Here is a 24,934-nt window from a genome sequence, read left to right on the forward strand (position 1 = left end):
CGAGAAGCGCTCAGGTCGAGATGGGGTCGAGCACCTCGAGCATCGACCCCTGCACGAAGCCGGCCCACTCGTAGGCGGCGCGCAGGTAGTCGTCTCGCGTCTCGTCGGCGCCGGCCTCGTCTTCTTCGACGACGCCGACCCGCTCGGCGAGGATGAGCCGGAGGTCCGTGAGGAAGGTGAGCCACCCCCAGGCCTCGGACTCGTCGAGCTCGATCTGCACGACCCCCTCGTCGCCGTCGTCGACGGCCGTGGCGTCGCGCACCCGCTGGGCGGCCTGCCGCTTGCCGTCGACGAGGCTGTCGCGCGTGTAGCGCTCGAACTCCTGCGACGCGGCGTGGTCGTCGGGGTAGGCGCTCGGCAGCAGCCGGCCGAGCGCGGGGTCGTCGGCCTCGCCGAGCAGCAGCACGGAGTCGACCTGGTCGGCGAGCTCGGAGAGCAGCATCGCCTCTTCGGCCTCGAGCACGAGGCGCACGCCCTCGCCACCGCTGCGCCCGGCGACGATCACGACGGCGCCTTCGACACGGTGGCCTGCAGGCCGTAGCCGTGCATCGCCTCGACGTGGCGTTCCATCGCCTCCCGGTTGCCGCTCGCGACGACCGCCCGCCCCTCGGTGTGCACCGTGAGCATGAGCCGTTCGGCCACGTCGCGCGGGAACCCGAAGTAGCTGCGGAACACGTAGCTCACGTACGTCATGAGGTTGACCGGGTCGTCCCACACGACCGTCTGCCACGGCACGTCGGCGGCGACACGCGTTGACGTGTCGAGGTCGAGCTCTTCGAGCGTGGAGGTCACACTTCAAGACTGACACGAGCGAGCGGATGACGCGAGTGGGCGTCGTGGGCCCCGGTTCAGCCCGCCCGGCGCGACGCGGTGACCGTGAACTTCGGGTCGCGGGCGATCTGGCGCGTCGGCCCGACGATGCGCTCGAGCGCCGGGCGGTAGCGCAGATGCGAGTTCCACACGCACCACAGCTCGCCGTCCGGTGCGAGCACGCGCGCCGCGTCGGCGAAGAGGTGCTCGGCGATGCCGGTGTGCAGCGCGGCATCCGAGTGGAACGGCGGGTTCAGCACGATGAGCCGCTCGCTCGCGGCGGCCAGCAGCTCGAGCCCGTCGGCCTGCGTCACGTGCACCCGGTCGCCGACGCCGTTGCGCTCCGCGGTCTCACGAGCGGATGCCGCGGCCGACGCCGATCGGTCGGTGGCTCTCACCTCGAGTCGAGGCCGCCGGCGCGCGAGCCACGTGCCGATGACGCCGGTGCCGCAGGCGAGGTCGACCGCGGACGTGGCATCCGGCACGGCCCCGCCGACGTTCGCGAGCAGCAGGCGCGTGCCGATGTCGACGGAGGTCGCGGCGAAGACCCCGCCGTGCGCCACGACGGTGAGCTCGAGGTCGGGGTCGTGCTGTGCGCGGGGCCATGCCGGGGCATCCGGTGTTCGCGTCGTCTTCGGCGCGGTCGCCGTGAGCACACGCGACTTCTGCCTGGCGTGCGACACGTCGACGCGCTCGAACCACGCGCCCAGCACCTCGTTCATGCTCACCGACATGTGCTTCAGGCGCCCGCCGGCGAAGACCCGGACCTCGGATGCCGCGTGGCCGGCGATGAGGGCCGCGAGTTCGTCGAGCCGGTCGAGCGATCGCGGCAGGCGCATGAGCACGACGCGGGCGCCGACGAGCAGCTCGGAGGCGAGCGGCAGCGAGCGAGGCATCCGATCGCCCTCGAAGCCCAGCCGGGCGGCGTTCGACGCGAGGGCGCGCTCGCCCGTGACGAGGTCTTGATGCACGCGCACGCCCGTCGCCCCGAGCGCGACCGCGCCGAGCGCCAGTGCGCCGTAGGCGTCGTCGAGCACGACCACCTCGCCGGGCGCCGCCGCCGCGACGGCAGCCGCCGCCTCGTCGAGGATCAGGCGATCGGCGGCATCGGACGCCTCGAGCCCCACCGCTTCGACATCGGGGAGGCGTCGAAGGGCGCCGAGGTCGAAGGACATGCCCCAAGGGTACGCGGCGGCCGGGCCGCGGATCCTGCGACCTGCGGCCCGGCCGACCTGTCGCTCCCCCTGTGTTCCCCTGCCTCGGTGAAGAGGTGCAGCGGGGTGTGATGGACGACCTGTCCTCACCAGTTCGTTCCGCACCCCGCTGCGCGCGCACCGACCCGATGGTGCACGATCGAGGCGACCCGGATGCGACCTTCACATCTGCACCAGTGGCGTCCGGACCGCCTCGACCTCGTCATCATCACCCCCCGCTCTCGCCTCCGACCTCGCCGGCATGCTCTCGATCGGGAACTTCACATCGGGTTTCGTGCCTGCCGGGCCGCCGCAGGACCCTCGTGCGAACCGCCGAGCGCGGCGTCGTCACAGCACGAGCCGTTCGGTGCCCACCGCGGCGCTCAGTGCCTCGGCACGGTTCGTGACCCCGAGCTTGCGGTAGATCGAGGTCAACTGCGAGCGCACCGTGTTCACGGAGACCGAGAGCGCTGCGGCGATCTCGGACAGGCTTCCCGTGGCGACGAGCTCCGTGAACACGGCACGCTCGCGACGCGAGAGCCGCACCACCTCCGGCGGCAGGTCGAGGCTCCATCCCTCGCCGGCCGCGAGACCGGGAACCAGCTCGCCCAGGTGGGTCGCGGAGATCGCCGCCAGCGGCGTCTGCAACCCCATCGAACGCACGAGGGACAAGGCCTCGTCGATGCGTTCGCGCGCCACGTCGGTCCTGCCCTCGAGATGCGACGACGCCGCCGCGACGATGAGCAGCTCCGCGCGATCGCGGATCGTCACCGAGTCCCGCCATGCGTACCGTTCGGCGATCACGGTCGCGCGCCCGTGCTCGCCGAGCAGGTACGCGGCGCGAGCCCGGACCACCGCCGAGGGGATCTCCTCCGGCGGGTCGAGTCGCTCGATCGCCTCGAAGGCCTCCCGCCACCGGCGCAGGCTCATGAGCAGGCCGATGCGGCGCGCGGCGAGCTCCTGGTGCATCGAGGACGGAACGGGCGGGAACTCGCCGAGGCTCGCCAGGACGGCATCGAACTCCGCGATCACCGGCCGGGAGGATGGCGCCCCGTGCGTGACGACCAGGGCGACGGGCCAGAACTCGTTCACGGGGAGCTCCGTGCGGACACGCGGCTCGAGCACCGCCACCTGCCCTGCATCCCGCTGCTCCATCGCGACGATCAGCGCGGCGGTGCGTGCGAGCCGCCCCGTACGGCCACGGGCCTCGATCAGCCCGCCGTCCGCCAGGAGGCCGGCGGCGCGCCCGATGTCGCCGTCGAGCGCGGCCTCCAGCGCCGTCAGCGCGAGGACCGGTCCCGATGTCCGTGAGCCCATGCGCGCATCGGCGAGATGCCGTCGGGCTCCCGCGTACCGGCACATGCGCAACAGGAATTCCGCGATCTCCCGGTGGACCGTGTACCGCATCGGACGCAACGGCTCCTCGACACCGTCTGCTCGCAGCATCCGCTCGAGGATCGCGGACTCCTTGACCGCCGAATCGAACAGACCGAGCCGGCTGAACGCCATGAACCTCACCACGTGCGACCAGGCGAGTTCATCGGGTTCGAGGTCGGCGGGGCCCCATTCGAGCGTGCGCTGCACGAGGCGCAGTGCGCCGTTCAGCGCGTCGGTGCACCGGTCGAGCCTGCCACGGTCGGCCTCGTGCATGCCGAGCACGAGAGCGATGACCGGGTCGACGGTGTGCAGCCTGGCGCCGACGAGCGCCTTCATGAACTCGCCGTCGGCCACGATGTCGTCGACGACATCGTCGAAGCGGGACCGCACGAGCCGGCGAATCCGCGACCAGTCGTCGAAGCCGCGGGCGAGCGCCAGGGCGCCGACCGGGTCGGAATCCGCGATATGCGAGACGACGACCGCCTGCGCCTCATGCCGCCGAACGGGGTTCCGGTCGGCGAACTCGATGTCGAGGCACCGACGCAGCAGGGGATCCATGACGAACGTGGGGGCAGACGTGTCGTGCCGCCAGGCCCCGAGCGAGGCGCGCTCGAGCGAATCGAGCAGGGCCTCGTGCCCCGGGGCGACGCCGAGCGCCGCCGCGACCTCGGCGTCGATGCGATCGGGGACGCTCAGCTCGAGCAGTGCGGGCAGGTCCGGCCGCTCGAGCCACGGCTCGAGCACGGTGTCCCGAAGATGCGCGTTGATCGCCCCCATGGCCTGACTCGGCATCGGACCGGCCCCGTCCTCGCCGAGGTACAGGATCGCGGCGGCGACGAGCGACGTGTTCCCGAGGGTGCTCGCCGCCAGGGCGCCCACCGCCCCGTCGTCGAGCTCGTGGCCGTGCTCATGGGCGAGGGCCCTGATCTCGTCGTTCGTGAGGTCGAACGCGCTGGCCGGGATCCTGGCCATCGTGGCGTGCAGCGGAGCAGCCGACAGGTCGACCGCCGTGAGGTCTCGCGCCGACACGATCACTCGGACGGGGAGGTTCCCGCTGAGCAGGCGCACGAGGTCGGCGGCGATGAGGTCCGCCTCGGGAACGAGGTCCAGGCGATTGATCACGATGACGTGGTCGTCGCGCATCGCGGCGAGTCCGTGGGCGATGGCGACCGGAACCGGGATGCGTGGGTCCTCGAACGCCTCCGTCGTCACCCGCGAACCGTCGTCGGCGAGGCGAGAGATGACGGCGACCCAGAAGTCCTTCCTCGACAGTGCCCCGAGGTGGAGGCCGTCGATGAGGGTCGCATGGTCGTGCTGTTCGGACCAGTCCCGCAGGGCGGTCGCGACTCCGCGCCCTCCGGGGGAGACGATCAGGGTCAGGTCGGATTCGGCGGCGTTCGTGATGAGTTCGGTGACTCTGGCCCTCGCGAGATGCCTGGGCGAGGACACGTGGAAGGGCGCGACGGCATGGCGCGCCGCAATGGTGCGTTGCATGATGATGACTCCAGCGTTGAGGTGAACGGGTCGGCGTTACCGCGCGTGCGCGGTCACGCTCCCGTCAGTCAGGGCTGGAGTCGGTTTCGAAGGTCGGAGTGCTGGGAAGGCGGTCGTCGACGAGGCGCGCCTCGATGGAGGTCGCGATCGCCGGCAGTCCGTTGCGGCCGGTCGTCGCGAAGGCGGTGGGTGCCGTCGAGCCGCCGCCGATGCCGCCGTCGTTCGTCATGGTGGGGGCCGTCGGCCACTGCACGGGCGAGCGCACCGTGTCCGAGTCCCCGGCCGAGTCGGGCAGGTCGAGCACGGCCGAGTCGGCGGAGGCCTCGTACCCGGCGTCGGCGCGGCCCTCGTCGGCCTGTGCTGCAGGCGTCGACACGGCCGCGGGCTCGGTGACGACGACCTGGTTGCGTGGTTCACGGGTGTCGGACGGCAGCCCGGAGGGTTCGACCGCCGGCGGGGTGGGCGTGCCGGGTGCCGTCGGGTCGTTCGGGCCCGAATCCGGGTCGGGGCCCGGAGGCGGCGTCCCCGGAGGGCCGCCATCGTTCGGACCGGGGCCGGGAGGGCCGCCCGTGCCCGGTGGATCGTGGGGACGAACGGTGCCCGTCGAGACGTCGACGACCGCCTCGACGAGTTCATCGGTGGTTCCGGCCACCTGCCCGAGCGTGCCGTCGAGCAGGTCGACGATCGGTGCGAGCAGCCCGTCGAGCGGCGAAGGGCCGGTGATCGAGCCGACGATGGGCAACGTGCACACGACGTGGTCGAGCAACCCGACGAGCGGATCGGTCAGCGAGCCGATCGGACGCCCGCCCACGAGGTTCAGCAGAGGATCCAGAAGCTGCGTCGTCTGCTGCGTGACGGGTCCGGTGACCGGCGAGACGATGGACGTGACGGGAGCGACGACGGCCCCGACCGGCCGGACGACGTCGTCGACGAGGCCATGCACGAGGCCGTCGGTGAGCCCGCCCGTCGCCCCGGAGACGACACCGCCGACCGCTCCGAGCACGGGCGCGGTGACGGATCCGGTGATCGTGCCCACGATCGAGGGGTCGGAGGCCGATCCGCCCGTGGAACCGGGCTCGCCCTGCGAGGGCGGTGGCGTCGGTGCTCCCGGTTCGACGCCCGGTGCGGGAGCCGGGGCATCGCCCGGGGCCGGTGCCGGCGCGGGTGCAGGAGCGGGGTCCGGCGCAGGAGCCGGGACCGGCTCGGGCGCGGGGGGCGGAGCGGGCTCGGGCGCAGGAGCCGGGGCCGGAGCCGGGGCTGTCGGGAGCACCGCGTCCACGGTGTCCGCGACCCCGTCGAGCACGCCGCCGACGAGCCCGCCGACGCCCTTCAGCAGGCCTCCCACGAGACCGTGCGACGGCCGGTCGGCGCCGCCGGACGAGTCGGCCGCCTGTGCCGGGCCGGCGGCGAGGAGCACGGCGATGCCCGCGACGCCGACGCCGATGGCGGCGAGTCGCGCGGCACGGGCGAGACGTCTCGCGCCGACCGAGCTTGCCATGTGTCCCCCGAGCACATTCGTCATACGCATTTGGGCTGTACCGCGAAGCTATCAGATGCCGGGCGTCCGGCGACTTGTGGATCCTACGTATGTCCGAGAATCAGCGGCGCAGACCGCCCCGATGGGCGCTGCGTTCCCGGCTGGGTGCGGCATGCAGGTGGATTTGCTACCCTCGGCGACGCATGGGGAACGTGAAGTCGAACGGGGAGCGGTCGGCGGCTCGGCACAACGCCGGGCCGCGCGTCATGCGCACCCGTCGCGGCATCCGCCCCCTCGCCGCCCTCGCGACGCTCGCCGTCGCCGGGCTGCTCGCGACGATCTCGCTCGTGCCGGCCGCGCCCGTGCCGTCGGTCTTCGCCGCCGGCGCCGACACCGTTCGGCCGCCCGAGGGGCAGACGGTCGAGGTGGCGGGCGACATCGCCGCCCAGCGGGTCTCGCAGGAGTCGTACACCGCCGCGACCGGATGGCAGACGCTCGTCGCCGGCGGCACGAACCTCGACTGGGCCAAGCTCGTGCTCGTCGACGGCGACTGGGCGCTCACCGACGAGAACATCACGTTCATGATGCGCTGGATGCGGCAGGAGAACGGCGCCGACAACTGGTGGAACCGCAACAATCCGCTGAACAACGGCCTCGGCTCCGGCGGCGGCTCGGGTCTCGGCAGCTACACGACCCTCATGGACGCGGCCCAGTACGCGGCCGACAACATCAAGTCGGGGCGCTACCCCGCGGTCGACGCCGCGCTCATCGACGGAACATCGGCGGATGCCACGGCGCAGGCGCTCTGGGCGTCGCCGTGGGCGTCGAGCCACTACGGCTACGGCACGCACTGGAGTTCACGCCCCTACGACGTGATCGAGGCCCCCGCAGAGGCCTGGGGCCGCTGACCCCGGCGGGCCGGTCGCCGCTCAGCTGCGATCGAGCGGGCGCCAGACGACCATCGCCGTCTCGCGGCGCACGCGCGTGCCGCTTCGGATCGTGACGACCTCGCCCTGCGTGCCGGCCGCGAACACGCGGCGGCCGGGTCGGTTCAGCATCTCGTCGGCGAGCGTCGCCTCGAGCTCGCGCACGCGGGCGCGCAGCGTGGAGACCTCGTCTTCGAGGCCGAGCACGCGGCGGATGCCCTCGAGGCTCACGCCCTCGCTCGAGAGCTGGGCGATCTCGCGCAACCGCACGACGTCGCGCATCGAGTAGCGACGCGACTTGCCCGGCGTGCGCGTCGGCGAGACCAGTCCCATGCGGTCGTACTGCCGCAGGGTCTGCGGGTGCATGCCCGCGAGCTCCGCCGCTACCGAGATGACGAACAGCGGACTGGTCTCGTCGACGTTCATGACGGGCTCACCCGCGCGCCTTCGCGATGAGGTCGTCGCGCGGGTTCTCGTCGGGAAGCTCGGCCGCGAACTCCTTGAGCTTCTGCTCGGCGTCCTTCGACAGGTGCGCGGGTACCGCGACCTGCACGACGGCGAGCAGGTCGCCCGTCGCCTTCTTGGTCTCGACGCCTCGGCCCTTGACGCGGAGCACGCGCCCGCTCGGGGTGCCGGGGGCGACCCGGAGCTTGACGGGATCGCCGCCGAGCGTCGGCACCTGGATGGTCGCGCCGAGCGCGGCCTCGACGAACGTGACCGGCACGTTCACGCGCAGGTTGAGTCCGTCGCGCTCGAACACGGGGTGCTTTCGCACCGTCACCGTGAGCACGAGGTCGCCGGGGGCTCCGCCGTCGGGCGAGGGCTGACCCTTGCCCGCGACCTTGATCTTCTGGCCGTCGGCGACGCCGGCCGGGATGCGCACCGTGATGGTGCGGCCCTCGCCGGTCTGGAGCGTCAGCTGGTCGCCCTTGGTCGCGGTGATGAAGTCGAGCGTGGTGGTCGCCGTGACGTCGCGCCCCCTGGTCGGACCGCCCGCCCCGCGGAATCCGCCGGTGGGCTGGCCGAACCGGCCGCCGCCGAAGAGGCCGCCGAGCAGGTCGTCGTAGCCGCCGCCCTGCTGCTGGTACGTGTACTGCTGACGGCCGCCACCGCCGCCGAACATGCCGCCGAAGACGTCTTCGAAGCCGCCGTTGGCACCGCCGGCGCCGGGCGCCGTGAAGCGCGCGCCGGAGCCCATGGCCCGCACGGCGTCGTACTCCTTGCGCTGCTCGGGGTCGGAGAGCACCGAGTTCGCCTCGCTGATCTCCTTGAACTTCGCCTCGGCCGCGGCATCTCCGGGGTTCGAATCGGGGTGGTACTTGCGCGCGAGCTTGCGATAGGTCTTCTTGAGGTCGGCTTCGCTCACGTCTTTCGAGACGCCGAGCACCTTGTAGAAGTCCTTGTCGAACCAGTCCTGACTGGCCATGGCGCCTCCTTTCGCGTGAACAGGCGATGGGATGAGTCTTGCGCGGGTGTTCCCGTTCGCGCCCGATGTCTCCGCTCAGGCGGAGACGGTGGGCGCGAACGGAAACGCCCGACGGATTACGCGGGCGTCTTCACGACGACCTTCGCCGCGCGGAGCAGCGTGCCGCCGAGGGTGTAGCCCGTCTCGACGACGTCGGCGACCGTGTCGGTCTCGACGTCGGGCGAGGGCTGCTGGAAGATCGCCTCGTGCTTCTGCGGGTCGAACGCGTCGCCGACCTCGCCGAACTTGGCGAGACCGAGCCGCTCGACCGAGCCGCGCAGCTTGGCCGCGATCGTCGCGAAGGGCGACTCGCCCTCGAGGTCGCCGTGCTTCTCGGCACGGTCGAGGTCGTCGAGCACGGGCAGCAGCACGGCCACGGTCGTGCCGATCGCGCGCTCCTTCTCGATCTCGCGGTTGGCCTCGGTGCGCCGACGGTAGTTGGCGTACTCGGCGGTGATCCGCTTGAGGTCGGCCAGGTGCTCGTCGGTGGGGTCTTCGACCTCGACGTTCGCGGCGTTCAGGATGTCCTCGACCGTGAGCTCGCGCTCGTCGGCCTCGGTCTCGAGCTCGATCTCTTCAGGGGTGACGGATGCCTCGGCATCCGTCACCTCGTCGGCGGATTCGGGCTCGGGAACCTCGGGGTTCTCCTTCTCGTCTGCCATGGCCTGGCCTACTTCTTGTCGTCTTCGTCGTCGATGACCTCGGCGTCGACCACGTCTTCGTCGGACTCGGCCTGCTCGCCCGTGGCCGCGGCATCTTCGCCGGCTGCCGAAGCGGCATCCGCCGCCTGCGCCTGCGCGTAGATGGCCTCGCCGAGCTTGCCCTGCGACTGCGAGAGCTTCTCGAACGCGGTCTTCACGGCCTCGTCGTCGTCGCCCGCGAGAGCCGACTTCAGCGCGTCGACGTCGCCCTGCACCTCGGACTTGACGTCGGCGGGGAGCTTGTCTTCGTTGTCCTTGATGAGCTTGTCGGTCGAGTAGGCGAGCTGCTCGGCGGAGTTGCGGGTCTCGGCGAACTCACGACGCTGCTTGTCTTCGGCCGCGTGCTCCTCGGCCTCGCGCACCATGCGCTCGATGTCGTCCTTCGGGAGGCTCGAGCCGCCCGAGATCGTCATCGACTGCTCCTTGCCGGTGCCCTTGTCCTTCGCGGACACGTGCACGATGCCGTTGGCGTCGATGTCGAAGGTGACCTCGACCTGCGGCACGCCGCGAGGCGCCGGCGCGATGCCGGTGAGCTCGAAGGTGCCGAGCGGCTTGTTGTCGCGGGTGAACTCGCGCTCGCCCTGGAAGACCTGGATCGCGACCGACGGCTGGTTGTCGTCGGCGGTCGTGAAGGTCTCGCTGCGCTTGGTCGGGATGGCCGTGTTGCGCTCGATGAGCTTGGTCATGATGCCGCCCTTGGTCTCAATGCCGAGGCTCAGGGGGGTGACGTCGATGAGCAGCACATCTTTGCGCTCGCCCTTCAGCACGCCGGCCTGGAGCGCGGCGCCGACGGCGACGACCTCATCGGGGTTGACGCCCTTGTTCGCGTCTTTTCCGGTCTCCTTCTTGACGAGCTCGGCGACCGCGGGCATGCGGGTCGAGCCGCCGACGAGCACGACGTGCGCGATGTCGGACAGCTTGATGCCGGCCTCGCGGATGACGTCTTCGAAGGGCTTCTTCGTGCGGTCGAGCAGGTCGCTGGTCATGTTCTCGAACTGCGCGCGCGTGAGCGTCTCGTCGAGGTTTGCCGGGCCGTTCTCGGTGAGCGAGAGGTAGGGCAGCTGGATGCTCGTCGACATCGAGGAGCTGAGCTCCTTCTTCGCCTGCTCGGCGGCCTCCTTGAGGCGCTGCTTGGCGATCTTGTCGTTCGAGACGTCGACGCCGGTCGACTCCTTGAAGCGCTTGATCAGGTGGTCGACGATGCGCTGATCCCAGTCGTCGCCGCCGAGGCGGTTGTCGCCGGCGGTCGCGCGCACCTGGATGGTCGAGAAGTCGTCGTCCTTGCCCACTTCGAGCAGCGAGACGTCGAACGTGCCGCCACCGAGGTCGAAGACGAGGATGAGTTCGTCCTCCTTGCCCTTGTCGAGGCCGTACGCGAGCGCGGCCGCGGTCGGCTCGTTGATGATGCGCAGCACGTTGAGGCCCGCGATCTCGCCGGCCTCCTTGGTGGCCTGGCGCTCGGCGTCGTTGAAGTACGCGGGCACGGTGATGACGGCGTCGGTCACCGTGTCGCCGAGGTACTGCTCGGCGTCGCGCTTGAGCTTCTGCAGGATGCGCGCCGAGATCTCTTGGGGCGTGTACTTCTTGCCGTCGATCTCGTCGGTCTTCCAGTCGGTGCCGACGTGACGCTTGACCGACGCGATGGTGCGGTCGACGTTGGTGACGGCCTGGCGCTTCGCGGTCTCGCCGACGAGCACCTCGCCGTCCTTCGTGAAGGCGACCACCGACGGGGTGGTGCGCAGGCCCTCGGCGTTCGCGATGACGGTGGGCTCGCCACCCTCGAGAACGGCGACGACCGAGTTGGTGGTTCCGAGGTCGATTCCTACTGCACGTGACATGTGTTGTTTCTCCTTCTGCCGGGGCTTCGCGAGCGGATGCCGCGGCTCGCCCCCTGGCGGTCGATTCGGCCTTGCCGGCCCGCAATCGAAGTCAACTGCCGGGACTTGAGTCCCGACGACTCAAGCTTCGCAGCGCCTCCCGATCGTGTCAAGTTGACGACCGCCAAAGTTGAGTACGCATGACTCAACTCCCAGCGGAGGTTCAGTATTCCGGTCGTCGCCCGTCGCGCACTGCTCGCCCGCGGCGTCGCCCGACCGGCATCCCGCGGCCGAGGTACTACCCTGCCTGTGTGGATGCGCGCGAGCAGGACGAACTCCTCGTCGCCGCGGAGCTCGACCGGTACGACCGGGAGCTGCGGCGATACCGCCGGCTGCGCAGCCGGATCGAGGCCGACTTCGCCCGACGTCTCGAGGCGGCGGGCTTCAAGTACTTCCACGTGACGGCCCGGGTGAAGTCGCGCGACTCGTTCGAGCGCAAGGTCCGGCGGGCGCCCGATCGCGAAGTGCGCGACATCCTCGGGGTTCGCGTGGTCGCGAACTTCGAGGGCGACCTGCCCGGCATGGAGCAGGTCGTGCGCGAGGCGCTCATCGTCGACGACGACTCCTGGGTCGACAAGTCCGCGCTCCTGCCGCTCGACGCGTTCGGCTATCGTTCGGTGCAGTTCGTCGGCCTGCTGCCCGATCCGGGGCAGGACCCAGATGGCGTCGGCGACGACGATCCGGTCATCGGCACGCAGCTCGAGGTGCAGCTGCGCACCGCGCTGTCGGACACGTGGTCCGAGCTCGAGCACGACTTCCGCTACAAGTCCGCGCGGCAGCTGCCGCGCGAGGTCGACCGGTTGTTCGCGATCTCGGCGGCACTGCTCGAGCAGGCCGACGACAACCTCGACCTCATCCGCCGCCAGGTCGAAGAGGCGCGCACCGCACCACGGACTCCGGGAGGCGGCGACGGCGAGCGCGGCTACATCGGGCGGTTCATCCAGTACGACGGCGACTCCCGGTCGCTCGACCAGATCATCACGGCCGCGCTCGACGTGCCGTTCGGCTCGGTGGCGGGTGCCGGCCGCGAGCTCCGCAGCGTCGTGCGCGCCGCCGGATGGATGCACTACGAGGCGCTGGCCGACGGGTTCGCCGAGCACTCCGAGCTCGGTCGGCGCCTGGCGATCGCCTGCGCGAGCAGCACGAACGACATCCTGCTCACCGATGCGGAGCCGCAACGGCCCGCGCGTTCGTTCCGGGGCATCGGCGTGTACTGGACCGCGATGGCCGCGGCGCTCGTCGCCGGCGCATCGATCCGCGAGAGTCGGGTGCCCGAGGGCCGGCTCGCCGAGTACCGCGCCGTCGCCGTGCACCTGTTCCGCAATCCGGATGCCTCGGCGCTCGCCACTCGGAGCCGCTACGAACGCGTCGCGGCGCGGGCCGGCACGGTCGACGACGCGAAGTTCGGCTCCATCGACCTCGAGTGAGCCGCCGACGTCATCGGGCGTCGCCCGCGACATCCGCCTGATTGAATCGAGGGATGCCGCGCCCGAAGCCGACCGCCCGATGACCGTCTTCGAGTTCGCGCTGCTGATGGTCGGCGGCGTGCTCGCGGGGGGCATCAACGCCGTCGTCGGATCCGGGTCGCTCGTGACGTTCCCCCTGCTGCTGGCCTTCGGGTACCCGCCCGTGCTCGCGAACGTGACGAACAATGTCGGCGTGCTGCCGGCCTCGCTCGCCGCGACCTACGCGAACCGCGCCGAGTTCCGCGGCGAGTGGCGTTCGCTCGGCTTCATCCTCTGCTTCTCGGCCGCGGGCGGCGTCGCGGGCGCGGTGCTGCTGCTGCGCCTGCCGAGCGAGGCGTTCGACGCGATCGTGCCGGCGCTCATCGGACTCGCCCTGCTGCTCGTGGTCTTCGGGCCGTGGATCAAGCGCTGGACCGCGCGTCTGCACGGCGAGGCCGGGCATCGCGACCACCCCGTCGCCACGGTCGTCGTCGCGGGGCTCACCGCCGTCTACGGCGGCTACTTCGGCGCGGCACAGGGCGTGCTGCTGCTCGCGCTGCTCTCGATCACGATGGCCGGTACGCTCGCCCGCGCGAACGCGTACAAGAACGCGATGGCCGCGGTCGCGAACCTCGCGGCCGCCGTCGTCTTCGTCTCGGTGACGGAGGTGGCCTGGCCGGCCGCTGCGGCGATCGCGATCGGTTCGTTCATCGGCGGGTCCCTCGGCGGCCGCTACGGGCGGCTCATCCCGCAGACCGCATACCGGGTCGTCATCGTCGCGGTCGGCCTCGCGGCGCTCGTCTACTTCCTGGTGTCGTAGGGCTCGGGTCTCGATACGGCGCCGGGGCCTACCCGACCGGCCCTGCCTGCTCGACCGCAGCGCAGGCACTGGACACCGGCGCGCACGGCGCGTATCGTGGCGCGAGCCGTGATTCGCGGCATCCGCCCGAGTCGAAGGGAGCGAACCATGAACGATGTCACTGTCGTGCGCATCGCAGACCCCCTTCTGTGCGAGGCCTCCAGCCTGTAGCCGTTCCGGCCGGGCGCATCGGTGGCCTCCCTCTCACTCGGAGAACACCGTGAACTTCCTCTCGTCCCTCGGCGACCCGTCGCTCGACGACTCGTCCTACGACGACACCGCCGCCGCGCTTCCCGCCGCGGCATCCGCCCTGAACACCCTCGTCTTCCAGACCGCCGAACCCGGCGAGGGCCAACGCTGGTCGACCTGGCCGGCGACCACGCCCAGCGAGCGCGGCCCCGAGCCGCGCCCCGACTGGCTCGTCACCTCGGCCGCGGCGATCGACACCGAACTCGGCGTCGTGAAGACCGGCAAGGAGGGCGACGTCTTCCTCATCGAGCGCGCGATCCCGGATGCCCCGGCCGACGTGCCCGGCAACCGCGTCGTGCTCGCCGCCAAGCGCTACCGCGGCAGCGAGCACTCCGACTTCCACCGATCCTCGATGTACACCGAGGGCCGCGGGCTCCGCCGCACCCGCGACGTGCGCGCCGTGGCGAGGGGAACCTCCTTCGGTCGCGCGGTCGCGCGCGTGCAGTGGGCCAACGCCGAGTTCGAGGCGCTCAGCCGTCTCACCGAACTCGGCGCCGCGGTGCCGTACCCCGTGCAGGTCGGCGACACCGAGGTGCTCATGGAGTTCATCGGCGACGGCCGGGTCGCCGCCCCGCGGCTCGCCCAGGTGCGGGCCTCGCGTGAGGAGTTGCGCGACCTGTTCCAGCAGGTCGTGGAGTTCATGCACGTGCTCGCCGCCAACGGCCTCGCGCACGGCGACCTCTCGCCGTACAACCTGCTCGTGCACCACGGGCGCGTCATCGCGATCGACCTGCCGCAGGTCGTCGACCTCGTCTCGAACCCCCGGGGCCTGGACCTGCTGCACCGCGACTGCGTGAACGTCTGCGACTGGTTCACGAGGCAGCGGCTGGAGTGCGACGCCGAGCAACTCTTCGGCGAGCTCGTGGCCGTGATCTGGTGACGACCCGTGCTCTGGTGACGGCCGTGGCGCGGTGACGGCCGCGCCACGGAGACGGGGCGGAAGCGCGGGATTCGGCATGCCTTCTCGGCGACTCTGCCACTGATCGCAAATCCGTATCGGTGGCAGAGCGGCCGGAGCGCATCAGGGCGGACCCGGATGCGCACCGTCGTACCCGCCCCCTAGACTCCCGCCCATGACCTCTGCCGCCCGCGGTGCCCTGCTCGCCGTCGCACTCCTCCTGGCCGGCACGGCCCTGACCGCATGCTCCACGACGTCGCCGAACGATGCCGGGGCGACGACCGGGTCGGCCTCCGCACCGGCCTCGGAGTCGATCGGCGCCGAGCCGACGTCCGAGTCGGCCCCGCCGTCGGGCGACCCGGGCTGCGGCTCCGTGCTGACCGAGGCCGCGATCGCGCAGCTCGAGGCCGACGGGCTCCAGCAGGTCGAGGTGGGCGCGTCGACCTTCTACGCGATCGCCGACGACCTGATCGAGGCCGGCGGGGTGGCGTGCAAGTGGGGGCGTCCGTCGTCCGACGCGAGCATCACCGTCGTGCAGCTCTCGGGCGTCGACGTCGCGGCATCCGAGTGGCCCGCCGTCCTGGCCGAAGCCGGCTACACGCAGACCGACGATCCGGTGCCGGGCGCCTACAGCGGCCCGGCCGACCCCGGCACGGGCGTTCCATCGGTCGTCGTCGTGGAGCCCGACCGGCTCACGTTCGTGAGCACTCCCCCGTACGCTGCAGACGTCGCACCGGCGCAATGACAGCCTGACGCGAGCGGATCAGGAGCGGCGGGTGCGCCGGCGAACCCCCGCGAACGCGAGCAGCAGTGCGGCGACGGTCACGAGGCCCAGCCCGAGGCCCTGAGCGGATGCCGCGTCCACGCCGGTCGCGGGCAGGCACGGCGTCCCCTCGGGCGAGCACGGCACCGGGGTGCCCGTCGGCGTCGGTCCGACCGTCGGGGTCGGCGTCGGTTCCGGAGTCGGCGTGGGCGTCGGAGTCGGGGTGGGTGTCGGCGCCGGCGTGACCCCCAGGGAAGCGACCGTGCTGACGACGGGATCGAAGAGGTCGCTGTCGACGACGACCCGGAGCACGGCGCCGTCGTCGGCGAGGGCGGCCTCGAACGAGAGTTGCTCGCCCGTCTCGCCGTCGAGGTCGGTCCACGTCGTGCCGCCGTCGTCGCTGCGCTGCCACTGCAGGCGCTTCCAGTAGTCGGTCGCCGTCGCGGTGAACGTGACCGCCGTGCCCTCCTCGACCGTCTGATCGGGCACCACCGTCGCGGTCGGCTTCGTGAAGACGAGCAGCTCGTCGCTGCCGCCGCTCGTCGCGTAGACCTTCTGGGCGTCGCCGCTCGGCTCGCCCCAGACGCGCACGGACTCGACGTTGTCGCCGATCGGCGTGGTGACGAGTTCGCCGGTATCGAAGTCGTAGCTGACGATGCCGCCCGTGAGGCAGGCGACGTAGACGCGGCTGCCGGAAGGGTTCGTGTCGAGCAGGCGCGGCCCGCAGGTGAGATCGGCCGTGACGATTCCCGACGGATCCTCGGGGTCGTAGCCGCTCACCGAGACGGGGTCGCCGGAGTTCGTGGCGATGACGCGCTGCCGGGCGGAGTTGTACTCGACGCCCCACGGTACGGCGCCCGTCTGGACGTAGGCGCCGAGGGAGAGCGTGCCGTCGACCGCGACCTCGACCTGCTGGACTCCACCCGGAGACGTCGGCACCGTGAAGAACACGCGGTCGCCGTCGCCCTCGCCGACCCCGCGCGAACCGCCGGGGACATCGATCGTGCGGGGCGCACTCGTCGGATCGGCGGTGGAGAACTGGTACTGCGGGTTGAACAGGGTGGCCGCGTAGACGTATCGCCCGGCCGGTCCGGCGGCGAGCGCGACGAAGCCGCCTCCACCCGTGATGACCGTCGGCGCGGGATTCGACCCCGCGACGAGCTCGGCATACGGATAGACCCGCACCTCGCCCGGCTGGTAGAACGACACCCACACCTGCGACCCGTCGGGGGTGATCACGACCGACGTCGGGTTGAAGTCCAGCGCCGAGCCGAAGTCGATCGAGGCGACCTCGGTGAGCGTGGCGGTGTCGAACACCTGCAGGCTCGCGTCGCCGCCATCGCCTCGGTTGATGACCACGGCGTTCGCGCCGTCGGGGCTCAGCGCGACATCGATCGGGTACCGTTCGGTGGCCACGGCGTCGTACGTGTCGGCCGGATCCGCGGCGGCAGCGATGGGTGCCACGGCCCCGAGCGCGAGCGCGGCCAGCGACGCCGCCGCGAGCGTGGCGGCGGCGCGTCGCCCGAGCGGCGAGCGCCGGCGTCGCGTCATCACGAACATCCCCCATCGGCCATGACTCCCCAGCGTGGCACAAGGCGACCGGCGGCGGAACCCCGAGCGTCCGTGGCGCCGGGGCACCGCGCCCTCCGGTCGGAGTAGTGTTCGTGCAGATCACCGACGATCGACCGCGCCGGCCGCGCGCGGCACCGGCGGGCGACCGGACGCCGTGCCGCGGCATCCGTCACCGGCCGTTCACCCGACCGAATGAGACTGCTGGCATGACCGACCCGAGCGACGACGCCCCCCGCAACTTCCCGCCGTCTCACCTCACGCCGCCCGACGGCGCCGCAGCGACGATCGGCGTGCCGACCGAGCAGGTCGAGGCCGTCACCGCGGCCGGCTCCCGCAAGGGCCGCATCCTCGCCTGGGGGCTCTGGGACTGGGGTTCGGCCGCGTTCAACGCCGTCGTCACGACCTTCGTCTTCACGGTCTACCTGACGAGCGACTCGTTCGGCCCGAGCGGCACGGTCGAGGCCCAGCTCGGATGGGCGCTCGCGATCGCCGGGCTGCTCATCGCCGTGCTCGCGCCCATCACCGGGCAGCGATCCGACACGAGCGGGCGCCGCAAGTTCTGGCTGGCCGTCAACACCTACATCGTCGTCGCGATCACCCTCGCGATGTTCTTCGTGCTGCCGGCGCCCGAGTACCTCTTGCTGGGCCTCTTCCTCGTGGCGGCGGGCAACGTCTTCTTCGAGTTCGCCGGCGTCAATTACAACGCCATGCTCGTGCAGGTGTCGACGCCGCGCTCGATCGGCAAGGTCTCGGGCTTCGGATGGGGCATGGGCTACGTCGGCGGCATCGTGCTGCTGCTCGTCGTCTACTTCGGCTTCATCCAGCCCGAGGTGGGACTCTTCGGCGTCACCGGCGACAACGGCCTCGACGTGCGAGTCGCCATGGTCGTCTCGGCGCTCTGGTTCGGCCTGTTCGCGCTCCCCGTGCTGTTCGCGGTGCCCGAGTACCGCAATCCCGCGGCCGTCGACCGCGGCAAGGTCGGGTTCTTCGCCTCGTACGCGCGACTCGGCCGCGACATCAAGCGGCTCTGGAACGAGCAGCGCAACACCGTCTGGTTCCTGCTCGCGAGCGCCGTGTTCCGCGACGGCCTGGCCGGCGTGTTCACGTTCGGCGGCGTGCTCGCGGCATCCGTCTTCGGATTCTCGGCGGGCGAGGTCATCATCTTCGCGATCGCCGCGAACATCGTCGCCGGCATCTCGACCATCGCGGTCGGCACGCTCGACGACCGGCTCGGCGCGAAGCCCGTCATCATGACGGCGCTGATCGGGCTCGTCGTGAGCGGCATGCTCGTGTTCCTGCTGCACGACGGCGGGCAGATCGTGTTCTGGACGGCCGGACTCGCGCTGTGCCTCTTCGTCGGACCGGCCCAGTCGGCGAGCCGCACGTTCCTGGCTCGCCTCATCCCGGCGGGGCGCGAGGGCGAGGTGTTCGGGCTCTACGCGACGACGGGTCGGGCGGTGAGCTTCCTCGCGCCGACGGCGTTCGCCCTGTTCGTGACGATCGGCGGGGCGCCGTACTTCGGCATCCTCGGCATCGTGCTCGTGCTCGCCGTCGGCTTCGTGCTGATGCTCTTCGTGAAGGCGCCGCGGGCGGTCGAGTAGCGCGTCGCCCGCGGCCGACCCCGACGAACAGCCCAACGACGGAACCCCCCGACGAACAGCCCAACGACGGAACCCCCCGACGACCCAACCGCCCAACCGCCCAACGCGAGCGAATGCGACGGGTGCGAGCCGGTCTCGGCTGCGCGCTCGTCGCATTCACTCGCGTTCACGGCCCACGGCCCGGGCTCGCGGCCCGGGCGCCGGCTCAGATGAGCGACAGCTCCGGGGGGACGGGCAGCGGCTCCTCGCCGACGGCGCGCACGGCGGCCGGGTCGTGCCGCAGGCAGGCGACCGCACGGCGGGGGTCGTCGCCCGGCACGTTGGGGTGCACGAGCTGGGGATTGACCTTCGCGCAGGCGTCGAACGCGAACTCGCAGCGGTCGGCGAACGGGCAGCCGTGGGCGAGCTTCGACAGGTCGGGCGGCGAGCCCGGGATGCCGATGAGCTCGCGGCGCGGCCCGCGCAACGGGGGGAACGAGTGCAGCAGCGCCGAGGAGTACGGATGCCGCGGCTTGTTGTAGACGTCGAGGGCGGCGGCGTCCTCGACGATCTCGCCCGCGTACATGATCGCGATGCGGTCGGCGATCTCGATGAGCAGCGACACGTCGTGCGTGATGAAGATGACCGAGAAGCCGAGGCGATCGCGCAGCTCGGCGATCTGCTCGACGATCTGGCGCTGCATCACGACGTCGAGCGCCGTGGTGGGCTCGTCCATGATGAGCACCTGCGGGTCGAGCGCGAGCGCCATGGCGATCATGACGCGCTGCCGCATGCCGCCGGAGAGCTCGTGCGGGTACGACTTCAGGCGGTCGGGCGCGATGCCGACGAGGTCGAGCAGTTCGGCCGCCCGTTCGAGCGCCTCCTTCTGCGTCGTCTTGGGCTCGTGCGCGCGGATGCCGTCGGCGATCTGCCGACCGATGCGATAGACGGGGTTCAGCGAGTTCATCGCGCCCTGGAACACGATCGCCATGTCCTGCCAGCGCGAGGCCCGCAGCTGCGTGTCGTTCAGCCGCAGCAGGTCGGTCTTCACGCCCGAGCGGTCGGTGAACAGCACCTCGCCGCCGGTGATGAGTCCGGGCGGCGGCAGCAGCCGGGTGGCCGCGTAGGCGAGCGTCGACTTGCCGCAGCCCGACTCTCCTGCGAGGCCGAGGACCTCGCCGCGGCCGAGGGTGAGCGAGACCTGGCGCAGCACGTGCACTGGGTCGTCGTCGTAGCCGTAGTCGACCGAGAGGTTCTTGATCTCGAGCACGGGGTCGGCCGACGGCGTGAGCCGCTGCGGGTGACCGCCGGACGCGAGGGATGCCGCGTCGTCGAGGGGACTGGTGAGGGTCATGCGCGGTCCTCCTTGGCTTCGCGCACCACGGGGGTGAAGCCGATGCGGGGGCGGATGCCGCGCTTGCGAAGCGACCTGGCGTTCATGCCGGTCGAGCGCAGGCGCGGGTTGACGAACTCGTCGATGCCGAAGTTGATCAGGGTGAGCGACATGCCGAGCAGGGCGATGCAGAGGCCGGCGGGCACGAACCACCACCACGCGCCGCGCTGCAGGGCGAGCTGGGCCTGCGCCTGGTAGAGCACGGTGCCCCAGTTCCATTCGCCCGTGTCGCCGATGCCGATGAACGACAGCGTGATGAGCGAGAGCACCGCGAAGGCGACCGTGCCCACGAAGCCCGACGCGATGATCGCGGTGAGGTTCGGCAGGATCTCGGCCGTGATGACCCGCCAGGTGCTCTCGCCGTTGGCGCGGGCGGCCTCGACGAAGTCGCGCTTGCGGAGCGAGAGCGTCTGGGCTCTCAGCACTCTCGCGCCCCAGGCCCAGCCCGTGATGGCGATGACCACCGCGACGGTGACACCTCCGACCGACGGCAGCTGCCCGGCGATGATGATGATGAGCGGCAGCTGCGGGATCACGAGGAACACGTTCGCGAGCACCGAGAGGGTCTCGTCGCCGAGCCCGCCGATGTAGCCGGCCGTGACGCCGATGATGACGCCGATGCCGGTCGCGAGGATGCCGGCGACGAAGCCGACCACGATCACGCCGCGCGTGCCCACCAGGATCTGCGAGAACACGTCTTGCCCGAGGTGGGTCGTGCCGAACCAGTGCTCCCACGACGGCGGCTGCAGCACGTCTTCGCTGCGCGCACTCGGGTCGTACGGCGCGATCCACGGGCCGATCACGGCGATCAGCAGGAAGAAGGCGAGGATCACGAGACCGGTGACGGCCTTCGAGTTGCGGAGGAAGAGCAGCTTGCTCGGGCCGCCGCGGCGCGGGCCGGGCGCGGCCGCGACCGCCCCGGTCATGGGCGCCTGCGAGGGCTTGGCGAGTTCCTGACCCTCTTCGACGATGCTGGTGTCGATCGTCATCTCAACCCTCCTGACGGGTGCGCGGATCGAGCACCCCGTAGACGAAGTCGGCCACGATGTTGGCGATGAGCACCGCGACCGTGATCACGAGGAAGATGCCCTGCATGAGCGGGTAGTCCTTCGCGGCGACGGCCGTGAAGAGGTAGTACCCGATGCCCTGGTACGAGAACACGATCTCCATGATGAGCGTGCCGCCGACGATGAAGCCGAGCGAGAGCGCGAAGCTCGAGACCTGCGGCAGGATCGCGTTGCGCGCGGCGTAGCCGAAGAGCACCGTGCGCTCCGAGACGCCCTTGGCCTGCGCGACCGTCACGTAGTCCTCGGAGGACACCGTGACCATCATGTTGCGCATACCGAGGATCCAGCCCGAGATCGAGGAGATCACGATCGTGAGCGCCGGCAGCGTGCCGTAGTAGATCACCGAGCCGATGAACTCCCACGAGAACGTCGGCACGAGCGAGCGGTCGTAGCTGCCGCTCGCGGGGAACCAGCCGAGCGTGACCGAGAAGAGCGAGATCGCGATGAGCGCGAGCCAGAAGTACGGCACCGACGAGAAGAACGTCGAGATCGGCAGCAGCGAGTCCGCCCAGGTGCCTCGGCGCCAGCCGATGCCCGAGCCGATGAGCGTGCCGATCGCGAAGCTGATGATCGTCGCGATGCCGACGAGGCCGATGGTCCACGGGATCGCACCGGCGATGACGTCCCAGACCGGCGCGGAGTAGGCGAACGACACGCCGAGCTCGCCGTGGAGCAGCAGGTTCCAGTACTGCACGTACTGGTCCCACAGCGACATGTTCTTGTCGAGGCCGAAGAGCGTGCGCAGCGCCTCGGCGGCGTCGGGGCTGATGCGCCCCTGATTCTTCGCGATGAGCGCGCTGACCGGGTCGCCGGGCATGATGCGCGGGATGAAGAAGTTGATGGTGACGGCGGCCCAGAACGTGATGACGTAGAAGCCGAGTCGGCGCAGGAAGAACCTCATGCGAGCGCCTCCGTGATGTCGCTGAGCACCGGCTTGTCGGCGCGGTCGGAGTAGCCCCAGCAGGCGGCCTCGCGGCCTTCGCCGACGGGCAGGAGGGGCGGCTGCTCGGTGCGGCAGAGCTCGGTGGCGAACGGGCAGCGCGGGTTGAAGCGGCATCCGCTCGGGGGCTTCACGAGGCTGGGGGCCTCGCCTCGGGCACCGTGGGCGCGCGCCTCGAGGTCGTCGGGGTCGGGTGCGGAGCGGACGAGCAGCTGCGTGTACGGATGCTTCGGGTCCTGCGTGACGGCCTCGGAATCGCCCGACTCGACGATGCGGCCCGCGTACATGACCATCGTGCGGTCGGCGAAGTAGCGCGCCGAGGCGATGTCGTGCGTGATGTAGAGGATCGCGATGTGCAGGCGGTCGCGGAGGTCTTGCAGGAGGTTCAGGATGCCGAGGCGGATCGAGACGTCGAGCATCGAGATGGGCTCGTCGGCGAGCAGCACCTCGGGGTCGGCCGCGAGGGCGCGGGCGATGGCGACGCGCTGGCGCTGACCGCCCGAGAGCTCGTGGGGGAACTTCTCGATGTAGCGCGCAGCCGGCTTCAACTGCACGCGCTCGAGCAGTTCGACGAGGGCGTCCTCGAGCTCGGTGCCGCGCAGGCGGCCGCGGTGGATGCGGATGCTGCGGGTCAGCATGTAGCGCACGGTGTGCACCGGGTTCAGCGACCCGAACGGGTCCTGGAAGATCATCTGCACGCGGCCGACGTAGCGGCGGAACGCGCGGCGGCCCTTGGCCGTGGCGTCCTCGCCGTGCAGGAGGAGTCGCCCGCCCGTGGTGGGCATGAGCTGGGCGAGCAGCCGGGCGATGGTCGACTTGCCCGAGCCGGACTCGCCGACGAGGGCGAGCACGCGGCCGCGCCGGAGTTCGAAGTTCACGCCGTCGACGGCGTGAACGACGTCCTTCGAGCCGATGCCGCGAAGCTTGAAGTGCTTCTGCAGGTCGACGGCCTGGAGGACGATGTCGCCGTCGGCGGCGCCGGCCGCAGCGGCTGCGGGGGCGGTGCCGGAGGCGTCGGTCGGAACGGACGCCTCGGAGGGGGAGGAGGACATTCGGGTCACCTCTGATCGGAGCTCTACGTTGAGTGGTGGTGCGGCGGATGCACGAGGCATCCGCCGCACCTCATCGTCACATCTTGCGGGATGTTCCGGATGATCCGGGCCGGAGCCCGGCGGGGGTCACTCGCTCGGGGTGAGCTTGGACAGGATGAGTGCCGCCTGCGGGCCCGTCGGCTGCGGGTTCGCGTAGGGGTCCTCGCTGGTGGGGAATCCGGTGTAGTTCTGCGTGGAGTACTGCGCCACGGCAGGACGCGACCAGATCACGATGCCCGGGACGTCCTCGACGTAGTGCTTCTGCACCACATCGAGCGAGGCCTGACGGTCGCCTTCGTCGGTCGTCGACTTGAAGGTGGCCAGCGCCTCGGTGACGTCGTCGTTGTTGTAACGGCCGAAGTTCCAGTTCGCGGTCTCACCGAGCGGCACGTACGAGGCGCCGTCCATGATGTTCGAGTACAGGTTCCACGGCGTCGAGCCGCCGTCGGTCCAGTGCAGCGAAGCCTGGAAGTTGCCGAACGGGATGGTGTCGTTGAACCAGGTGTCCTGCACGATCGCGTCGACCGTGGCCTCGGCACCGATCGACTTCGCACCCTCGGCGATGATGCCGAGCGCGTCGAGGTAGTCGGTCCAGCCGCTCGGGTTCGTGAGCTTGAACGAGACGGCCTCGCCATCGGGGTCGATGAGCTTGTCGCCGTCGTACGTGTAGCCGGCGTCGGTCAGGACCTTCTTGGCGCCGTCGACGTCGACCGTGAGCTCCTGGCCCTGGTACTCGTCCGAGATGAACGCGTCGCCGGAGGGCTGGGGCAGGCCGGTGACGCTCGTGATCTCGGGCCAGACGCCGTATCCCGCGGTCGCGGTGATGTCGGCGTGGTCGATGACCATGTTCAGCGCCTGGCGGAAGGCCAGGTTGTTGAACGGCTTCGTCTCGTTGTTCAGGTAGAGCACGTCGACGCCGAAGCCGCCGCCGGCGACCTGGTTGAAGTGCTCGGGGTCCTTCGCGATGTACGTGGACTCGTAGTCGGGGATGAACGTCCAGCCCCACTGCGCCTCACCGGTGGTGAGGGCGGTCGTCAGACCCGCGTTGTCGTTGTAGGCGTCGTAGCGGAGCTCGCCGACCTTCGACTTGCCGCCCCAGTAGTCCTCGTTCGGGGTGAGCGTCACGGCCTGCGGGCTGAAGGACTTCAGCGTGAACGGGCCGGTGCCGATCATGTCGTCGTCGGTGAAGGTGACGGCGTCCTCGCCCTCCCAGATGTGCTTGGGAACGATGAGGAGCCTGTACAGCTTGACCTCGTTGACGTACTGGCCGGTCGTGAAGTTCACGACGACCTTGCCGTCTTCGACGGTGATGTCGCCGTACTGGTCGGGGAAGTCGATGTTCAGCTCGGGGTTGTCCTTGCGGAGCTGGATCGAGAAGGCGATGTCGTCGGCGGTGAAGTCCTCACCGTCGGACCACTTCACGCCCTCGCGGGGCGTGATGGTCGCCTGCGTGTACTCGGGGTTCCACTCGATCGACTCGGCGAGCCATGGCGTGGGCGCCTCGGTCGGGTCGATCTCGTTGTTCTGCATCAGCGACTCGTAGACGACGAACGCGTAGCCGAGCGACAGCGATGCGGATCCGGTGGCGAGCGGGTTCTGGTTCGGCTGCTGGGGTCCGTTCGGCATGCCGACGGTGAGCACCTTGGCGCTCGTTCCACCGCCTCCGCCGCCGGTGTCCGCGCTGCACCCCGTGAAAGCCAGGCCTGCGGCGACCAGAATGGCCCCCGTGGCGAGGATGCTCTTTCGCATTTTCATGC

Annotated in this window: 21 protein-coding genes; 6 read left to right on the forward strand and 15 right to left on the reverse strand. The window is 70.7% G+C overall.

Annotation, left to right across the window (positions count from 1 at the left end; translation table 11 throughout):
* Window positions 1–10: 10 nt before the first annotated feature.
* The 5 genes from AC3IPY_RS18895 to AC3IPY_RS18915 all read right to left on the reverse strand — a co-directional run bounded on the left by AC3IPY_RS18895 (window position 11) and on the right by AC3IPY_RS18915 (window position 6,372).
* Window positions 11–505 carry a DUF2017 family protein gene (locus AC3IPY_RS18895; RefSeq protein ID WP_489185819.1) on the reverse strand — a complete coding sequence of 165 codons (495 nt, stop codon included), beginning with the start codon at window positions 503–505 and terminating at the stop codon, window positions 11–13.
* Entirely contained in the window at window positions 502–792 is a 291-nt protein-coding gene (gene clpS, locus AC3IPY_RS18900; RefSeq protein ID WP_489185820.1) for an ATP-dependent Clp protease adapter ClpS, read from the reverse strand. The genes AC3IPY_RS18895 and clpS overlap by 4 nt, the downstream gene beginning before the upstream one ends.
* A 56-nt stretch (window positions 793–848) precedes the next feature.
* On the reverse strand, window positions 849–1,985 hold the full coding sequence (locus AC3IPY_RS18905) for a class I SAM-dependent methyltransferase (RefSeq protein WP_489185821.1): 1,137 nt from the start codon (window positions 1,983–1,985) through the stop codon (window positions 849–851).
* A gap of 366 nt (window positions 1,986–2,351) precedes the next feature.
* On the reverse strand, window positions 2,352–4,874 hold the full coding sequence (locus tag AC3IPY_RS18910) for a helix-turn-helix transcriptional regulator (protein WP_489185822.1): 2,523 nt from the start codon (window positions 4,872–4,874) through the stop codon (window positions 2,352–2,354).
* A gap of 64 nt (window positions 4,875–4,938) precedes the next feature.
* A complete protein-coding gene (locus AC3IPY_RS18915) occupies window positions 4,939–6,372 on the reverse strand; it encodes a hypothetical protein (protein ID WP_489185823.1) in 1,434 nt (477 codons plus the stop codon).
* 182 nt (window positions 6,373–6,554) lie between these two features.
* On the opposite strand from AC3IPY_RS18915, the gene AC3IPY_RS18920 reads away from it, so the two are divergent.
* Window positions 6,555–7,259: a hypothetical protein gene (locus AC3IPY_RS18920; protein WP_489185824.1), complete on the forward strand. Its 705-nt coding sequence runs from the start codon at window positions 6,555–6,557 to the stop codon at window positions 7,257–7,259.
* A 21-nt stretch (window positions 7,260–7,280) separates the two neighbouring features.
* Here AC3IPY_RS18920 and AC3IPY_RS18925 read toward each other — a convergent pair whose 3' ends face one another.
* The 4 genes from AC3IPY_RS18925 to dnaK form a co-directional block, all read right to left on the reverse strand.
* Window positions 7,281–7,703 carry a heat shock protein transcriptional repressor HspR gene (locus AC3IPY_RS18925; protein ID WP_489185825.1) on the reverse strand — a complete coding sequence of 141 codons (423 nt, stop codon included), beginning with the start codon at window positions 7,701–7,703 and terminating at the stop codon, window positions 7,281–7,283.
* 7 nt (window positions 7,704–7,710) lie between these two features.
* Window positions 7,711–8,703: a DnaJ C-terminal domain-containing protein gene (locus AC3IPY_RS18930; protein WP_489185826.1), complete on the reverse strand. Its 993-nt coding sequence runs from the start codon at window positions 8,701–8,703 to the stop codon at window positions 7,711–7,713.
* A 116-nt stretch (window positions 8,704–8,819) separates the two neighbouring features.
* Window positions 8,820–9,404 (reverse strand): nucleotide exchange factor GrpE, encoded by a 585-nt coding sequence (locus AC3IPY_RS18935; protein WP_489185827.1) that lies wholly within the window; start codon window positions 9,402–9,404, stop codon window positions 8,820–8,822.
* Between the two features lie 8 nt (window positions 9,405–9,412).
* Complete coding sequence (gene dnaK, locus AC3IPY_RS18940; protein ID WP_489185828.1) at window positions 9,413–11,281, reverse strand: molecular chaperone DnaK; 1,869 nt, start codon at window positions 11,279–11,281, stop codon at window positions 9,413–9,415.
* A gap of 290 nt (window positions 11,282–11,571) precedes the next feature.
* On the opposite strand from dnaK, the gene AC3IPY_RS18945 reads away from it, so the two are divergent.
* The 4 genes from AC3IPY_RS18945 to AC3IPY_RS18960 all read left to right on the forward strand — a co-directional run bounded on the left by AC3IPY_RS18945 (window position 11,572) and on the right by AC3IPY_RS18960 (window position 15,516).
* Window positions 11,572–12,747 carry a GTP pyrophosphokinase gene (locus AC3IPY_RS18945; protein ID WP_489185829.1) on the forward strand — a complete coding sequence of 392 codons (1,176 nt, stop codon included), beginning with the start codon at window positions 11,572–11,574 and terminating at the stop codon, window positions 12,745–12,747.
* A gap of 79 nt (window positions 12,748–12,826) precedes the next feature.
* Window positions 12,827–13,585, forward strand: a complete 759-nt coding sequence (locus AC3IPY_RS18950; RefSeq protein ID WP_489185830.1) for a sulfite exporter TauE/SafE family protein — start codon at window positions 12,827–12,829, stop codon at window positions 13,583–13,585.
* Between the two features lie 259 nt (window positions 13,586–13,844).
* Window positions 13,845–14,753: a serine protein kinase RIO gene (locus AC3IPY_RS18955; RefSeq protein WP_489185831.1), complete on the forward strand. Its 909-nt coding sequence runs from the start codon at window positions 13,845–13,847 to the stop codon at window positions 14,751–14,753.
* A gap of 193 nt (window positions 14,754–14,946) precedes the next feature.
* Complete coding sequence (locus AC3IPY_RS18960) at window positions 14,947–15,516, forward strand: hypothetical protein (RefSeq protein ID WP_489185832.1); 570 nt, start codon at window positions 14,947–14,949, stop codon at window positions 15,514–15,516.
* Window positions 15,517–15,534: 18 nt separating this feature from the next.
* On the opposite strand, the gene AC3IPY_RS18965 is transcribed toward AC3IPY_RS18960, so the two are convergent.
* A complete protein-coding gene (locus AC3IPY_RS18965) occupies window positions 15,535–17,085 on the reverse strand; it encodes a YncE family protein (RefSeq protein ID WP_489185833.1) in 1,551 nt (516 codons plus the stop codon).
* Between the two features lie 227 nt (window positions 17,086–17,312).
* On the opposite strand from AC3IPY_RS18965, the gene AC3IPY_RS18970 reads away from it, so the two are divergent.
* On the forward strand, window positions 17,313–18,707 hold the full coding sequence (locus AC3IPY_RS18970) for an MFS transporter (RefSeq protein WP_489185834.1): 1,395 nt from the start codon (window positions 17,313–17,315) through the stop codon (window positions 18,705–18,707).
* A 205-nt stretch (window positions 18,708–18,912) separates the two neighbouring features.
* On the opposite strand, the gene AC3IPY_RS18975 is transcribed toward AC3IPY_RS18970, so the two are convergent.
* From AC3IPY_RS18975 to AC3IPY_RS18995, 5 genes are all read right to left on the reverse strand, one after another.
* Complete coding sequence (locus AC3IPY_RS18975) at window positions 18,913–20,040, reverse strand: ABC transporter ATP-binding protein (protein WP_489185835.1); 1,128 nt, start codon at window positions 20,038–20,040, stop codon at window positions 18,913–18,915.
* Window positions 20,037–21,068, reverse strand: a complete 1,032-nt coding sequence (locus tag AC3IPY_RS18980) for an ABC transporter permease (protein WP_489185836.1) — start codon at window positions 21,066–21,068, stop codon at window positions 20,037–20,039. The genes AC3IPY_RS18975 and AC3IPY_RS18980 overlap by 4 nt, the downstream gene beginning before the upstream one ends.
* Window position 21,069: 1 nt before the next feature.
* Complete coding sequence (locus AC3IPY_RS18985) at window positions 21,070–22,047, reverse strand: ABC transporter permease (RefSeq protein ID WP_489185837.1); 978 nt, start codon at window positions 22,045–22,047, stop codon at window positions 21,070–21,072.
* Window positions 22,044–23,138 (reverse strand): ABC transporter ATP-binding protein, encoded by a 1,095-nt coding sequence (locus tag AC3IPY_RS18990; RefSeq protein WP_489185838.1) that lies wholly within the window; start codon window positions 23,136–23,138, stop codon window positions 22,044–22,046. The genes AC3IPY_RS18985 and AC3IPY_RS18990 overlap by 4 nt, the downstream gene beginning before the upstream one ends.
* A gap of 126 nt (window positions 23,139–23,264) precedes the next feature.
* The gene (locus tag AC3IPY_RS18995; protein ID WP_489185839.1) at window positions 23,265–24,926 is read right to left on the reverse strand and encodes an ABC transporter substrate-binding protein; all 1,662 of its coding nucleotides are present in this window, start codon (window positions 24,924–24,926) and stop codon (window positions 23,265–23,267) included.
* Window positions 24,927–24,934 lie beyond the last annotated feature (8 nt).

The sequence above is a fragment of the Agromyces sp. GL_144 genome, from assembly GCF_057834305.1.